The organism is Pseudomonas sp. CJQ_9, from assembly GCF_043106615.1.
In the GTDB taxonomy this organism is placed as follows: Bacteria; Pseudomonadota; Gammaproteobacteria; order Pseudomonadales; family Pseudomonadaceae; genus Aquipseudomonas; species Aquipseudomonas juntendi.
In genome coordinates this window covers 122731-138620 of record NZ_JBICMS010000055.1, presented here as the reverse complement: position 1 = coordinate 138620, position 15890 = coordinate 122731, and the positions used below count along the sequence as shown (strand labels likewise).

Annotated in this window: 9 protein-coding genes; 2 read left to right on the top strand and 7 right to left on the bottom strand. The window is 63.9% G+C overall.

The window, feature by feature from the left end; translation table 11 throughout:
* Positions 1 to 32 precede the first annotated feature (32 nt).
* The gene (locus ACF8SD_RS10655; RefSeq protein ID WP_392484880.1) at positions 33 to 1406 is read right to left on the bottom strand and encodes an MFS transporter; all 1374 of its coding nucleotides are present in this window, start codon (positions 1404 to 1406) and stop codon (positions 33 to 35) included.
* A gap of 291 nt (positions 1407 to 1697) precedes the next feature.
* Here ACF8SD_RS10655 and quiC point away from each other — a divergent pair, with 291 nt between their 5' ends.
* Entirely contained in the window at positions 1698 to 3605 is a 1908-nt protein-coding gene (gene quiC, locus ACF8SD_RS10650; RefSeq protein ID WP_173889640.1) for a 3-dehydroshikimate dehydratase QuiC, read from the top strand.
* A gap of 64 nt (positions 3606 to 3669) precedes the next feature.
* Here quiC and ACF8SD_RS10645 read toward each other — a convergent pair whose 3' ends face one another.
* Complete coding sequence (locus ACF8SD_RS10645; protein WP_173889638.1) at positions 3670 to 4344, bottom strand: bifunctional 2-polyprenyl-6-hydroxyphenol methylase/3-demethylubiquinol 3-O-methyltransferase UbiG; 675 nt, start codon at positions 4342 to 4344, stop codon at positions 3670 to 3672.
* A gap of 6 nt (positions 4345 to 4350) precedes the next feature.
* Positions 4351 to 5214: a diguanylate cyclase domain-containing protein gene (locus tag ACF8SD_RS10640; protein WP_392484878.1), complete on the bottom strand. Its 864-nt coding sequence runs from the start codon at positions 5212 to 5214 to the stop codon at positions 4351 to 4353.
* Positions 5215 to 5392: 178 nt separating this feature from the next.
* On the opposite strand from ACF8SD_RS10640, the gene ACF8SD_RS10635 reads away from it, so the two are divergent.
* Positions 5393 to 5872 (top strand): isochorismatase family protein, encoded by a 480-nt coding sequence (locus ACF8SD_RS10635; protein WP_009685570.1) that lies wholly within the window; start codon positions 5393 to 5395, stop codon positions 5870 to 5872.
* Here ACF8SD_RS10635 and ACF8SD_RS10630 read toward each other — a convergent pair.
* The 4 genes from ACF8SD_RS10630 to ACF8SD_RS10615 all read right to left on the bottom strand — a co-directional run bounded on the left by ACF8SD_RS10630 (position 5869) and on the right by ACF8SD_RS10615 (position 15722).
* Positions 5869 to 8637: an amino acid adenylation domain-containing protein gene (locus tag ACF8SD_RS10630; protein WP_392484877.1), complete on the bottom strand. Its 2769-nt coding sequence runs from the start codon at positions 8635 to 8637 to the stop codon at positions 5869 to 5871. The genes ACF8SD_RS10635 and ACF8SD_RS10630 overlap by 4 nt on opposite strands.
* 99 nt (positions 8638 to 8736) lie before the next feature.
* Positions 8737 to 9918, bottom strand: coding sequence for a hypothetical protein (locus ACF8SD_RS10625; protein WP_392484876.1), 1182 nt, complete (start codon positions 9916 to 9918; stop codon positions 8737 to 8739).
* Between the two features lie 214 nt (positions 9919 to 10132).
* Entirely contained in the window at positions 10133 to 11752 is a 1620-nt protein-coding gene (locus ACF8SD_RS10620) for an NADP-dependent glyceraldehyde-3-phosphate dehydrogenase (RefSeq protein WP_173889630.1), read from the bottom strand.
* A 145-nt stretch (positions 11753 to 11897) separates the two neighbouring features.
* Positions 11898 to 15722, bottom strand: a complete 3825-nt coding sequence (locus tag ACF8SD_RS10615) for a dermonecrotic toxin domain-containing protein (protein WP_392484874.1) — start codon at positions 15720 to 15722, stop codon at positions 11898 to 11900.
* Between the last annotated feature and the right edge of the window lie 168 nt (positions 15723 to 15890).

Here is a 15890-nt window from a genome sequence, read left to right as displayed (position 1 = left end):
ATGGCTGGGGCCGCTTTGCGGCCCCGCGCCTGTCAGTGGCTTACCGCCTGGACGCTGCCTTTACGGCTGGCTTCATAGGCTTGCTTCTCCATCGGCATGGCCTGCGGGTTACCCAGGTCTTCCATCGCCAGGCGATGGGTTTCCGGGGCAATGTAGGCCGCCAGGGCACACACGCAAGTGATGAAGAACGCCAGCCCACCGATCACCAGCGGGATGTTGTCCGAGCCGGGTGGCGCAACCAGGGCGAACAGCGCCGGCAACATGGCGGTCAGCATGGTGCCGATGTTCTGCGCAATGGCCATGGCCGAAACGCGGTAGCGGGTTTGGAACAACTCAGGGTAGAAGCTTGGGAATACCGCGTTGTAACCCTGGTAGACCATGCCCCACATGACGATCGAGGTGATGAATGCCAGTGGCACGTTCTGAATGCTGATCGCATACAGGTAGACGAACGCCAGCAGGCCCGAGCCCAGGCAGCCGGCAATCATGGTCGGGCGGCGGCCGATCTTGTCCGACAGGTTGCCGACAAACGGAATCACCAGCACCGCGACGATGTTGCCGACCACGGGGATCCACAGGTAGACGCTCTTGTCGAAGCCGATGCCATAGGCCGGCTGCACCGCGTAGGCCGCACCGAAGATGGTGGCGACTACCGGAATCACGTTCATCAGGGCCATGAACATCACCAGCACCATGTGCTTCCAGCTGTGGCGGAACGCTTCGCTGATCGGCGACTTGGCCACTTTGTCCTGTTTCTCTTCCTTCACGAATGCCGGGGTTTCGTGCACTTCCTTGCGGATGATGAAACCGGCGATCAGCACGATGGCGCTCATCAGGAAGGGAATGCGCCAGCCCCAGTCATTGAAGGCTTCGCTGGGCATGAAGTACGCCAGTGGCAGGAAGACCGCCGCTGCCATGACCTGGCCCGCCTGTACACCCTGCAGGGTGAAGCTGGCATAGTAGCCCCTTCGGCCGAAGGGCGCGTGTTCCATGATCATCGAACTGGCGCCGGAGATTTCCCCGGCCACGGCAAAGCCCTGGATCAGGCGCAGCACCACCAGCAAGGCCGGTGCCAGGAAGCCGATGTCGTGGTAGGTGGGCAGCAGGCCCACGGCCATGGTCGACAGGCCCATCAGGAACATGCACAGCAGCAACACGTTCTTGCGGCCACGCGTATCACCCCAGTGGCCCAGCACGAAGGCACCCACCGGGCGCGCCAGGTAGCCCACGCCATAGGTGGCCAGCGAAGCGATGATGGCCATTTTCGGGTCGGTGTTGGGGAAGAAGATCTGCGGGAAAATCAGTGCAGCGGCCTGGGCATAGATGAAAAAGTCGTAGTACTCGAGTGCCGAGCCTATCCATCCACTGGCGGTCGCTTTTTTTGCTTGCGAGCTGGAGTGAGCCATCGTTGTCTCCGTTGTTATTGTTGTTTGCGCAGGTTCCGCCAGGGGTGTTTGCCAAGGCAGGAGGCAGCGGTCGGTGTGCCTGCGTCTGTGGATCATGTTGACCACGGGCCAGTTGACTGGCAATTCGCTAAAACGGGTTTTGTGCGATAATCGAACGCAAAACTAACCATTCCGTACAAAGAGATTGAAGCAGCGACTCTACCTGCGAATAATCGATCGTGCCATAAACTGTGACAGGTCTTTCTGCCTGTCTGGCACTGTATACCTTCCAAACAACAAGGAACTCCCGCCATGCAGCGTTCGATCGCTACCGTGTCCTTGAGCGGCACCCTGCCGGAAAAGCTCGAAGCCATCGCCGCCGCCGGTTTCGACGGCGTCGAGATCTTCGAAAATGACTTGCTCTATTATGCCGGCAGCCCCCGCCAGGTGCGGCAGATGTGCGCCGACCTGGGTATTGCCATTACCTTGTTCCAGCCGTTTCGTGATTTCGAAGGCTGCCGCCGCGACCGCCTGCAGAAAAACCTGGACCGCGCCGAGCGCAAGTTCGACCTGATGCAGGAGCTGGGTACTGACCTGGTGCTGGTGTGCAGCAACGTCCAGGCCGATGCCCTGGGCGATGAACAGGTGCTGGTCGACGACCTGCGGCTGCTTGCCGAACATGCTGGCAAGCGTGGCCTGCGTATCGGTTACGAAGCGCTGGCCTGGGGCCGCCACGTCAACACCTACCAGCAGGTCTGGAACCTGGTGCGTCAGGCTGACCACCCGTCCCTCGGGGTGATCCTCGACAGTTTCCATACCTTGTCGCTGAAGGGCGACCCGCGCGCGATCCGCGACATCCCTGGCGACAAGATTTTCTTCGTACAGATGGCTGACGCACCGATCCTGGCGATGGACGTGCTGGAGTGGAGCCGCCACTTCCGCTGCTTCCCGGGGCAAGGCGAAATGGACATGGCCGGCTTCCTCGCGCCGATCCTGGCCACCGGCTACCGTGGCCCGCTGTCGCTGGAAATCTTCAATGACGGCTTCCGTGCAGCGCCCACCCGGCAGAACGCCGCCGACGGCCTGCGCTCGTTGTTGTACCTGGAAGAGCAAACCCGGCTGCGCCTGGAACAGGAAAATACCCCGATCGAGCCTGGCGTATTGTTCACCCCACCCGCGGCCAGTCGCTATGACGGCGTCGAGTTCCTGGAATTTGCGGTCGATGAGGCCGTAGGCGCGCGCCTCGGCAGTTGGCTGAAGCGGCTGGGCTTTGCCGAAGCGGGCAAGCACCGCAGCAAGGAAGTGCAACTGCTGCGCCAGGGCGATATCAACATCGTGTTGAACGCAGAGCCTTACTCCTTTGGCCACAACTTCTTCGAAGCCCATGGCCCGTCATTGTGCGCCACCGCGCTGCGGGTCAAGGACCAGCAGGCTGCGCTCAAGCGTGCCACTGCCTACCGTGGCCAGCCGTTCCGCGGCCTGGTCGGCCCCAACGAGTGCGAGGTGCCAGCGGTACGCGCACCCGATGGCAGCCTGTTGTACCTGGTAGAGCAGGGCACCGCCGGGCATACCCTGTATGACACCGACTTCAGCCTGGACCCGAGCGCAACCGCCACCGGTGGCCTGCGCCGCATCGACCACATGGCCCTGGCGCTGCCAGCCGAGTCGCTGGACAGCTGGGTGTTGTTCTACAAGAGCCTGTTCGATTTCGCCGCCGACGACGAGGTGGTGCTGCCCGACCCGTACGGCCTGGTCAAGAGCCGAGCCCTGCGCAGCCAGTGCGGCACCTTGCGCCTGCCGCTGAACATTTCGGAAAACCGCAACACCGCCATTGCTCATGCGCTGTCCAGTTATCGCGGTTCCGGGGTGCACCATATTGCCTTCGATTGCGACGACATCTTCAGCGAAGTGGCGCGCGCCAAGCTGGCCGGTGTGCCGTTGCTGGAAATTCCGCTGAACTACTATGACGACCTGGCGGCGCGCTTCGATTTCGACGACGAGTTCCTCAGCGAGTTGGCTTACTACAACGTGCTCTACGACCGCGATGCCCAGGGTGGCGAGCTGTTCCATGTGTACACCGAGCCATTTGAAGAGCGCTTTTTCTTCGAGATCATCCAGCGCAAGGGGGGTTATAGCGGCTACGGTGCGGCTAACGTCGCGGTGCGCCTGGCGGCCATGGCCAAAGCCCGGAGCGGCGCAGTGCGCAAGCCGGTGCTCTGACCACGCGGTGGCGCTGGAGCCTGGGGCGTCATGCGCCCCATGGCGACGCCAGGCCGCGCCAGTTTCAACGGCGCTCGGCTACCAGGAGCAGCGACTGCGGCACCGCGCGTTGCGGGTGCTGCGGTTCCTGCAGGCCAACCAGGCGCAACCCGGCCATCTCCAGCGCGTTCAGCCAACTGCCAAGGGTGCGGAAGTACCATGGCATCGCCCGCCAGTGCCCGGCGAATCCGGCAAACGATTCCTCACGCCAGCCGTCCTGATAGTCGCCCTCTGCGGCGCTCCAGGGGTGGAGGGTCTGGATCACCAGTGCACCACCCCGCACCAGCAACTCACCCATCGCGGCCAGCAACGGGATGATGTCTTGGTGCAGCAAGGCGAAGTTGGCGCAGACCAGGTCATAGTCTTCGCCCACCTGCACCTGTGCAGCAGCCAGCTGCGCATAACTGGCCAGGTGCACCTGCGCGGCGCCTTCAGCCCGCGCAGCCGCCACCAGCGCCGGATCACCATCGACACCCACCGCCTCGATACCCCGGGCATGCAGCGCGCGCAGCAACCAGCCTTCTCCGCAGCCAAGGTCGAGTATGCGGCTGGGCTGGCGGCTTAGTATCGCCAGTACGATGGCGGCGTCAGTCACCTCGCGACGGCTCTCGATGGCGCCGCTGCGTACCGCGTCAATCCAGGCCTGGGCATTGTGCTGCCAGCTGTCGAGCAAAGCGTCTTCAGGGTCGCGCCTGTTCATCTGTGTTCAGCCTGCCGCGGTGCGTTGCCGTTTGACCCGGTACATGTGGCCGTCAGCATGGCGCAGCAGCATGTCGGCATCGGTGCCGTCTTCGGGGAAGCGCGCGATGCCGATGCTGCAGGAAGGTGCCTGGAGCCCGGCCAACTCGGCATCCAGCGGCTCGGCCATGACGGCCAGGATATGCTGCACCTGTGCGGCCACGACCTCGGCTGACGGGCAATCGGGCAACAGCACGGTGAACTCGTCACCGCCCATCCGCGCCACCGTCGCGCTGCCCGCTACGCAACTTTCCAGGCGCCGGGCCAGTGTGCACAGTACCCGGTCGCCCACGCTGTGGCCGTGGTTATCATTGATTTGCTTGAAATCGTTGATATCGAGAAACAGCAATGCCAGCGGGCGGTCATGCCGCCGGGCGCTGGCCAGCGCGGCGTCGAGCCGTTGGTTGAACATGGCCCGGTTGGCCAGCCGGGTCAGCGGGTCGTGATCCGCCAGAAAGCGCAGTTCGGCTTCGGCCTGGTGCTGGGCGGTAATGTCCCGCGCCACGCCGATGCGGGCTTGGGCCTCATCTGACCAACAGGCCGCCCAGAGTATATGTACCACGCCACCGTCCTTGCGGATGTAGCGGTTGTGAAAGTCGTAATGCGGTTGGCCGTTCATGACCCGCAGGATCGAAGCGCGGGTGGTTGCCAGGTCTTCGGGGTGCATGTGGTCGGTAATCGCGGTACCGACCAGCTCGCATGCCCGGTAGCCCAGCAGCGCTTCGCAGGCATCGCTGACAAAGATGATCTGGTTGTCCCGGTCGACCACGAAGACCGTGTCGAGCATCAGGTGGATCAGCCTGGGGTACAACGCGTGCAGGTCTACGGGCATGGTTCACGGCGTCCTCGGCGGGATGCCCGATCATAGCTGAAACAGCGCCGGATGTGACCGGGGGGCAAGCCTTTACTGGACAGTTTGGCCGTGCCTGAGCGCCAGCCAGGCGTGGGTGGCCACCGCAGCAGTGCAAGCGCGTTATACTCCGCGCTTTTGCCCGTGCCGGAATTCGCCCATGCGCCAGGTGTTGTTAATCGTCGATGTCCAGTCCACCTTCAGCCCGCCCGAGTGGCTGGTCGATGGGCTGCGTCGGTTGTCAGCCAATATTCCTACCGTAGCCTCGGTCGAATTGCACGACGAGCGGGTCACGCCGTTTGCCCGCCAGCTTGGCTGGCACCCGGCGGCAGAGGACGAAAGCCTGGTGGAGGCTGACCAGGTGTTCGTCAAGCATGGTTACGGGCAAAGCGCCGAAGCGATCGCGTACATCCGGCAAATGGGCGTGGAGCGCGTGCTGGTGTGTGGCCTGCAGACCGAAACCTGTGTGCTGGCCGCCGGCTTTGCCCTGTTCGATGCCGGGCTGATGCCTACCCTGGTCACCGACATGACGGTCGGCTCCTCGCTGGACCGTTCCGGCAAGCTTGGCATCGAGCTATGGCAGCACCACTTCCGCCAGGTCACCACGTCGGCTGAAGTCCTGGCTGAACTGGCGGGCTAGGTCACGCGTTGCACCCCGTCATCATCCCCGCGCGTTTTTCGGCCAGCCCGCCAGCGGCTGAGCAGCCAGCGCGTGCTGGTATTCCACGCAACACTCGCGGCCACGCCCCCGGCGATGGCCAAGGCAACCTCGAACAGCAGGTATGGGGCGATACGGTCCGCCACCGACTGGAACTGGAAGTGCGTCAGGTAGATGAACAAGGTGGCCGAAGCAATCACCGCACCCGCACGTGCCAGCCAGGCCGGTACGGGGACTGCGCGCAGCCAGATCAGCGCCAGCATCGCCGGCAAGGCAATATCGACGTAGTGGGTGACGGCCTGCCAACCAATACCGGCCACCGCCATCAGGTCCAGTTCTGCGACCACCAGCACCGCTACCGCGCTGGCCAACGCTTTGCGTGCGGGGGTATCGGCATGGTGCACGGCCATGCCCAGCACCATCACCGCCAGGAAGTGTTGCGGCACCCGGTGCAGCAGGCCACTGGCGTCGAACACCCAGCGGTCGAGCAACACATCCACCGCTACCAGCGTACAGGCAGCCAGGATCAGCCAGCGGAACGGGGCGGCGTTGACGGCCTGGCGCACCCGCTTGCTCGACAGCACCAGGCCAATGATCACGATCATCTGCACCAGCACTTCGATATACCAGTAGTTGAACAGGCCAACCTCGCCGGTCGCAAACCAGTTGGACACTAACAGCAGCGATTGCCAATGCACCCGGTCGAACACCAGTTGCAGCAGGGCGGTATACAGCACGGTTGGCACCACGATTGCGGCCAGGGACGGCAGCAGTGTGCGTGCATCTCCGCGGGTTTCAATGGCCTTGAGCTGGAAACGCGCCAGGCTGATGCCTGAGACCAGGAACAGTACCGACGTTTCGCCCACGATCGGCCAAGGGCTCATGCCGCTGAGGTGGCCGACCACGATCAGGATGATGGCGAGCATACGCACGAACACCGGCATCTCCATGGCCCGCCAGCCGCCTTCATGCGGTGCGCTGAGCTCGGCCAGCCGGTTGACCGGCAGGCTTTCCCAGCGCTCTGGCAGGTGGCCGATCAACCCCTCGAGTACCCTCGAGGCCTGTACGAATGAAAGCGAGTCACCGCCCAGCTCGACAAAGCTCAAGCGCGGGTCCAGGCGCGGCACCCGCAGTATTCGTGCCCACTCGCGGGACAGCTTCTCGGCCAGCGCTGACGAGGGTTGGCTGGTCGGCTCTTGAACCGGGGCGGGCAGGGCGCGTTTGTCGACCTTGCCGTTCGGGGTCAGCGGTATGGCCTGCACGAAGATGAACAGTGCCGGCACCATGTAGTCCGGCAAGTGGCGGGCGACAGCCAGGCGCAGGTCGTCGGCGCTGCCGGGCTGATGCAGGACGCAGTAGGCAATCAGGCGGGGCAAGGGGTGGTCATGGTTGGCCAGTACTACGCACTGCCGGACAACAGGCAGACGGCTGATGGCGTTTTCTATCTCCGCCAGTTCCACGCGGTGCCCCCGCACTTTCACCTGGCCGTCAGCCCGGCCGAGGAAACAGGCACTGCCATCGGCCAGGTAAGTGCCCAGGTCGCCAGTGCGGTAGCAGCGGTCGCTGGCCAGCCCCGTGAACGGGTTGGTGATGAACCTGGCTTCGGTCAGCGCCGGGTCGCCCCAATAGCCAAGGGACAGGTAGGGGCTGCGGATCAGGATTTCGCCGGTTTCACCTTCGCCCACCAGTTGCCCGGCCGCGTTCACGACCAGCAGTTGAGCATCGGCGATGCCTTTGCCCAGGGGCACCCGGGCCTGTTCCGCGGTCGGGTCGAGCGTGTGGTACGCCATGGCTTGCGGGGTTTCGGTGGTGCCATAGAAATTTACGTTGACGGCATTCGGCGCCACGGCACGCATTTGCTGGTACAGCGCCGGGCTGAGTGCATCGCCGCCCCAGAACAGGTAACGCAGTTGCCTGAACAGCTGGCCCTGCAGCTGCGCGCCGGTCTCGATCAGCTTGCCCAGCGGTGGGGTGAGGTGAATGACACTGACGCGGTGCAACGCAATCCAGCTGGCTAGCTGTGCAGGGTCGGTAATGCTGGCCTGGGCCGGGCAGGCAATGCTGGCGCCCAGCGACAGTGGCGTGAACACATCGCGGTAAACCGGGTCGTGGCCGAGGCCGGACAGTAACGAGAACGTGTCGGCTTGGGTCAACCCGTGCTGTTGCACATGCCAGTCGATGAAGTGCACCAGCGGCGCATGATGGGTAACGATCGCCTTGGGCTCGCCGGTGCTGCCCGAGGTGAAGGTGATGTACGCCGCTTGCTCTGCGCTGACCGCGGGCAGTTGCGCCTTTGGCCGGTGAAAGGCGTGCAGTGCCTCGACCGGGTCCTGCGGCACAGACAGCACACTGGCGTTTGCGGCTTCGACGTGTGCCTGGCCACAGCGCAGGACTACCCGAGGTGCCAAGCTGCTGGCGAGCTGCTGCAGGCGGGCGGCAGGGTAGGCCGCATCGGCCACGCTGAACGCCCGCCCGGCGCGCAGGCAGCCAAGCATGGCGTAGACCAGCGCCGCGCCCCGTTCGGCAACAATCAGCACACGGTCGTCGCTATTGGCGGTATTTTCCAGCAAATGCGCAGCGATGCCTTGGCTGATCTGCGCTAGCTGGGCGTATGTGCAAAGCCTGTCCGCTGTGATGATTGCAGGGGCATCGGGACAACGCTCAGCCTGTTGCAGGAAGGCTTGGTGAATAGGCTGCTCGGCACGGTACTGCAGGCATAGCGTCGGGTTCGGGCGCAGGTCCGGCATGATGGGTTGGGGCTCCGCATGAACGTTTTGCCTGGCTGGTAGCACTACGCTAGTGCAGGCTGGCCCATGGCGCCAATGCGTGCGAAAAACAGCCGCGGTTCAACGTTCGCGCATGAAGAATCCGGCAACGAACTTGCGGAAGGTTTCCGGGCTTTTGAAATCGGCGTAGCGCTTGAAGTTTTCCGCGTCCGGCTCGGGGCCCAGCGGTTGTTCCAGTAGCGATATCGACAATACCCGGTCCTGATCCGAGGTCATGACCAACTCGTCTGCCACCTCGCCACCAATCACCGGCCGGCGCATCTGCACTTTCACACCCTTGCTGGCCATCCAGTCGACCAACGACACCAACGCCTTGAGCGGCTCACGCTCTTCGTCGCGGTACACGGGGAACAGGTGGGCGCGGGACAGCACGGGCACGCTGGCCACATGGATCAGCTCGTAGTAGTGGCTGCCGGCGCTGGTCGGCGAATAAAGCGTCAGCGCCAGCAGCGGTCCGCCGGTGCGGCTGCCGCCCCAGTACAAGTGATGCCCCTGGAAGTCGAAACCGTCTTCGTTGCGGTTGTTGAACAGCTTGCGCCCCTTGATCTGATCGACGCAGTCAAGCAACAGGCCGTGCCGGCGGTGGTTGCCGAACACCTTGGCTTCACGCAACCGAGCCTTGAGCATCATCATGTGCTTCATGTCCAGGCGGGTTTCCAGGTAGTTGCTGGCCGGCACCCGCTCCAGCAGCGGGTAGCGGCTTGCCACGCTGCGCAGTTCGGCAAACTGCCCGGTCAGGTCCTTCTTCAGGTGCGTGGCATACAGGTTCAGGCCACTGGTCTCGATCCAGGTCAGCAACAGCGCCAGCAGGCGCTGCTGTGCGCGTCGCTCGCTGCCTTCGCCACCCTCGCCAGCGCCGCCGGCACGGAAGTCGCCAATCAGGCGCAGGGGCGTATCGGGTGGCAGCCAGGCGGCGGGTGGCGCGGGGTTGTTTTCGCGCTCGGCGGCTTCGCGCTCGTCTTTGCTGAAGGGGCAACCGGGCGCATGCTCGGCGGTACCCGGGTTGTTCTTCAGGAACAACGTGCCGGTGTTGCCATTGAGCGTGACATTGAGCACCGGCAAGGCGTCGTTACGGCAATCGCAGGCCAGCCACTGGTTGGCATTGCGCACCTTCATCAGTAGCTGATTGGCCTGCAGCAGGCGCGGGCCGCCCAGGGTGCCTGTGGCAAAGCCGACCAGCAGCTCTTCTTCGGCAGGGGTCAGGCTGCGCACCTGGGTGGCGGTTTTGTCGATGATTCGCATGAAGCAGCTCCAAGCTACGAGCCTCAAGCTTCAAGCAAAGCGCTGCCGCTTTCAACTCGCCGCTCAGTTACGCCGAACATGTCCCCGGGTGCGGGCGCGGCTTTCGTCGGCGCTCAGTCTTGGGTTGGGCTGCCATGTCGATGCGCCTGGGCAAGGGGCACCGGTGCGGTGCCCTGTTGCCTGGAATCGGTCATGCAGGCGCAAAAGCGAGCGGTCAGAAGATGTAGTCCGTGGTCAGGAAGCTGGACTGGCGATTGCGAATGATGTCGCTGATCAGTTCCTTGTTGGCTTCCTGGAAGCGCGTGGCCACCAACGTACGGATCGAGAATACGCGCAAGGCGTCATGCACCGACAAGGTGCCTTCGGCGCTGTTCTTGCGGCCGTTGAACGGGTAGGTGTCAGGGCCACGCTGGCATTGCGCGTTGATGTTGATGCGCCCGACCTGGTTGGCGAATATATCGACCAGGCTGCCGATGGTCTGCGGGTCGTTGCCGAACAGGCTCAGTTGCTGGCCGTAGTCAGAGTCCAGCACATAGTCGATCACCGTTTGCAGGTCGCGGTAGGGCACCACCGGTACCAGCGGGCCGAACTGCTCTTCGTGGTACACACGCATGCTGTGGTTGACCGGGTACAACAGCGCCGGGTAGAAGAACGAGCCGCGGCTGTGGCCGCCGCCTTCGTTGAGCACCTGGGCACCCTTGGCCCTGGCATCGGCGACCAGGCCATCGAGGTAGTCGACTTTGCCGGGCTCGGGTAGGGGTGTCAGGGCCACGCCAGGTTCCCACGGCATGCCGGGCTTGAGCGCGGCCAGCTTGCGCTGGAACTTGTCGAGGAAGGCCTCGACCACGTCCTCGTGCACAAACAGGATCTTCAGGGCCGTGCAGCGCTGCCCGTTGAATGACAACGCCCCGGTCACCGCTTCTTCGACCGCATTGTCGAGGTCGACCTGCGGCAGCACGATGCCAGGGTTCTTGGCATCCAGGCCCAGGGCCGCGCGCAAGCGGTGCGGGCGTGGGTGCAGTTTTTTCAAATCGCTGGCAGCCTTGTGCGTGCCGATGAAGGCGAACACGTCGACCTTGCCACTGGCCATCAGTGCGCTGACCGTTTCGCGGCCGCGCCCGTAAATGACGTTGATCACCCCAGGGGGGAAGCTGTCGCGGAACGCTTCGAGCAGCGGGCGGATCAGCAGCACGCCGAACTTGGCCGGTTTGAACACCACGGTGTTACCCATGATCAGCGCCGGGATCAGCGTGGTGAAGGTTTCGTTCAGCGGGTAGTTGTAGGGGCCCATGCACAGCGCCACGCCAAGCGGGGCGCGGCGAATCTGGCCCAGCGTGCCTTGTTCCAGTTCGAAGCGGCTGGAACGGCGGTCGAGGTCTTTGAGGGCATTGATCGTATCGACGATGTAGTCGCAGGTACGGTCGAATTCCTTTTCCGAGTCCTTGAGGTTCTTGCCGATCTCCCACATCAGCAACTTGACCACCGCCTGGCGCTGTTCGCGCATACGGGCGAGGAAGGTCTCGACGTGCTGAATACGCTCGGCCACCCGCATGTTCGGCCAGGCGCCGCGGCCCTTGTCGTAGGCCTGCACGGCGGCATCGAGGGCGGTGAGGGCGGTATCGGCATCGAGCAAGGGGGCGCTGCCCAGTATGACCTGCTGCTCCTCGTCACCCTGCTTGAGCCACACTGGGCTGCGCACCGTGGCCAGCGGGCCGTCCCAGGTTCGCAGTTGCCCGTTGACCAGGTATTCGCGTTGTTCCATTGGGCCCCCCAGGCGCCAGGTTTCCGGGATGCTATCAGCGGTGGGGAAGAGTGAATCGAGCAGACGGTCCATGGTTACTGCACCTCACATTTACAGGGCGGATTTCAAGCCAGGTGAATCGCTTCAGCACTGAGCATGCACCGGCGCCGGGAAAAACACCAGTGTGGTACACCCCTGAGCGCAGCGCCTGGCTGATCGACCAGGCGCCGCTTGTTGCCTAAAGCTGCTGGGTGAACAGTTCGTGCGCCGGGGGTCTCGACCCTGCTTGGTTCAGTTCCGGATCGGCCTCGAGCACGGCCAGCCGTCGCCAGAACTCCACACGTGCTTGCTGCGGTTGCGACAGGAATGGCTCCATGTCCAGCAAGGCTCTGAGGTCACGGCGGTACGGCAGTGGCAGGCGCTGCCACAGCGCCGCTTCGTCGGGGCCAGTCTCCTCAAAGAAATCCAGATAGTCGCTTTCGCTGACCAGCAGGTCGACCTGGTGCGCGGCATTGTAGGCGTCGATCTGAGCGCGCAGGGGCGCGCCCAGCCACTCGCTTTCAAGGCGCAAGGCATCGGCGACGGGCCGGGGGACAGCGAAGTTTGCGGGCAGGTGCTGAAACTGGTTGGAGGCCAGGTCCAGCACGAACGGTTCGCTGATCTGGTCCAGGCCTTGCGGCAGCTCGACGAGGCTGCAACCGGTTAGGAACAGGGTTTTCAGTTGCGCAAGATTACGCAGGTCCGGTGCGCTGATCAGCGGGTTGTCCGACAGGTCCAGCTGCACCAGCCGCGTGTAGCGATCCAGTGTTTGCTGGGCATTGGCATCCCAGGTAATCCGGTTGCTGTCCAGGTCCAGCCAGTGCAGTTGCCACGGCTGGGGCAGGCGCGGTACACGGTCGAAGCGGCAATCCGACAGCATCAGGCGCCTGAGGTTGGGGAAGCGCTGCGTGAACGCTGCCGGCAAGTGGCTCAACTCGTTGTTATAAGTGAGCGAAAGGTGCTCGACATGGGCGAAATCATCCGGCAACGCCAGGCTCGCAAGGTCCTCGTCGTTCAGCCCCAGGCCGGAAAGCTCGAGGCTATACATGCGCCCCGTGGCGGCAAACGGCAGGGTTGAAAGGCGCCGCCAGGCGTTGACCAAAGGGCGTACCGCTGGCTGGCGCTGCGCTGCGCGCGCAGGGTCTGCCTGCACCCAGCGTTGCAGGTCGGCACGCAGGTCCTGCAGGCGCTGGTGCAGATCGCGCAGGCGTTGGGTGGTCGAGCTCAGGTCGTCGGCGAAAGGCTCTTCGTCGTCATGGCCCAGCCAGGCCTGGATTTCGGCATCGCTGGCATTGGGATAGATCCGCCGATAAGCGCCTTCTACCGAGCCGGTTTGCCGGGGCTGAGGCGCAAGCGGCGCCAGCGGGCGACCGCCGCGCAAGCCAGCCGTTGGCCTGGGCCGCACGGCCCGCGGGCCCCATAGGCGCTGTGGCAGGGTCTGGCGGTGTTCGGCAACCCAGCCCAGCAGGTGCTGGCGTAAGGCATTACCGTCGGCTGCCGTACCCAGGGATTGCCGGGCATGCGCTGGCAGCGCCTGCGCCACTGCACGGCAAAGGTCCCGATCCCGTTTTGCCGGGGCAGGCCGTTGACCCAGGTCAGCTTCGTAGCCTTCGGCCGACTTGATTACCCGGCTTTGCAGGCTGGCGTGCTCAGTGCCAACCCGTGCCAGCAGCGGCCCTTGAGGGCTTGCCGCGCGCAGTTGCAGGCCCAGGTCGCGGGGCCAGCCTGGCAGAGCGTCGAGTGCACTGAACACCAACCGTTCACTGTCGTCGCTGGCAAATGCCGGTTGCACCACACCCTCGAGGGCACGGACCAGCGGCAATTCACTGTCCAGCTGTTGCAGCTGCATGCCAAACCACGCAGGGAGCTTGCCATGCGCTTGCCAGGCAGCGGTGTCGGCGGCGTTCAAACGCATCAGCATGCGCCGGGCCAGGGGGGACGTTAGCCTTGGGTAGGTGTCGAGTAGCTGCTGCACCGCTGGCGCTACCGCGCCATTGCCCTCGTACAGTTGCTGGAACAGCCCTGGCGGTGCGCTGTCGCCAAGGGCCTGCACCGCGGCTTGCGCATTCAGGCGTTGCAGGGTGTCGAGCAGCAGCGGGGGCGGTGGCAGCCCTTCGACATGCACCTGGCGCAGCTGCTCGTTGTCGATGCCGCAGATGCGGCCGGCTTGTTCGACCTGCGCTGGGGTGAAGGCGGCGTAGGCCTCGCCCAGGCGGCGTACGCTTGTCTCTAACGACCAGTCGCCGGGTTGCTCGTGCTCACCGCGCCAGGCGCCTTGAGTGTTGTGCTCCAGTGGCGGCTGCCAGGCTTCGGCTGCTTGTGGATGAACGATGCGCCATTGTTGCCGGGCGTCATCGAAGCGTTGTTCGTAGAGGTGGCGGTCCATCCGGATGAACAGGCGCCCCTCATGCAGGTACTGGCCCTGGGCATTGGCATGCACGTCGGCCGGAAGTTGCACGTCACTGCGGTAAGGTGCCAGGTCTTGGTTCCACAGCCGGTAGCGGCCATCATCGCTGCGCACCTCCTGCAAGCTGTTCATCAAGGGGCTGTCGAACAATTTGGGCAGCGCCTGGCCCGCCGCCACGAAGCCACTGAGCAGGGCCAGGTTCAGGCCGATCGCTTCGAGGTGCCGCAGGGCCAGCTGGCGGTCGCCTGCTTGCCAGTCCTCGTAGCCTTCCACCACTTCCCCCAGCAGCTGGCAGGCGGTCACTGCCAGCATCAAGGTGCCGACACCGGGCACGAAGAATGCGGCGGCATTGAGCGCGTCCCAGCCCAGGTTTTCCCACGCTTCGAGCCGCCTGGCCCTGGCGCTGGCGTCCGCGGCTGCGGTGGGCACCGCAAGCAGGCTGGCTTCATGCTTGAGGCGCAGCAGATACTGGTCATGGCAGTAGCCGAACGGTTCGCGCGTGATCGCCTGGCGGGTCAGGCGCAGGTCAGCCTGCGCTGCGCGTGGCCATGGGCGGTCGAAGGCGGTATTGCCGGCCGCATCCAGGTTCTGCTGCAGCACGTCGAAGAAGTGCGCCTGTTCATCCTGCTGGATATAGGCGGCGAATGCCTGACGTTCAGCGGGTTCCACAAGCAGGGTTGCCAGTGTGGCGTGCACCGCCGCCAGGTCACTGCACAGGTACAGGGCCGGTTCGTGGCCCGGCATATGCAGTACCAGCCCGTGCGCGCCGGCATCGATCAGCATGACCTCGTGCAGGGGGATGCCAAACAGCGCCAGCTGCCAACATTGCACGGGGTGACCTTGTAGCAGCCGCTGCACTTCGTCCCGCGAGGCCCCGTCCAGCTGGTGCCGCAGGTAGGCCAGGTCGGCGGCCAGGCGCAAGCGTGCTTGTTGTAAACGCACAGCCAGTGCCCGGGTTTCGGGCCGGGCCAGGTGCTGGTCCAGGTGGGTCTGGTAGGCGCCGCCCAGGTCCAGCTCCCGGCACAGCGCCGCGAATGCCTGGGGGGCCAGAGGCAGGGGCTTCACCTGGTAGCGCTCGGACCGCAGGGTGAAGTGTGCTGCGGGCGTTTGCATGCCAATCGGTACCGAGCCGGGTACTTCAACTGCAAAAACCTGGATATCACCACTTCTGGCGATGGCACTCTCGGGTGTGAACGTTTCATCATCGGCGAAGTTCTGCAGGGCAGCCTGGAGCAGGTTATCGCGACGATGGCTGGAAAGATGGCACAGCCCCAGCCAATGCCAATCGTGCTCGACCCGCAATAGTTGAGTATCGAGCAAGGGCGTATCCAGCCCGTGTTCTGCCAGGCGGCCGTGTAGCAGCGGTTCGGCAAACTCACTGATCTGCTTGAGCCCATTGAGCGCCTTTGCCAACGCCGCTTGCGCATGCAGCAACTGGTTATGGCTGGCGAAAACCGCCTCGCGCAGGTCGGGTGCGGCATTGTTGAACTCGTCCTGCAACTGCCACGGGGCAAGTTGACTGGCCTGTAGAAAGCCCCATTGCCCAGGGGTGGCACGACGCGCCCAATGCGGCAGTTGTGCCGCGAGCAGGGCGTGGTGGGGATTGTTGCCTATCATGATGATGCACCTCTTTATGCAAAGAAGGCATCAAACGCCAGTTATCGATAGCGAAGTGGTAACAGGTTACCGTGACGTCGGCACGCTTATAGCAATTTGTTGCCAATAAACGCAGTGGCGGCAGGAAATTTGGCGCCAGAATAATTCAGACAAATACCAGCCAAGTGC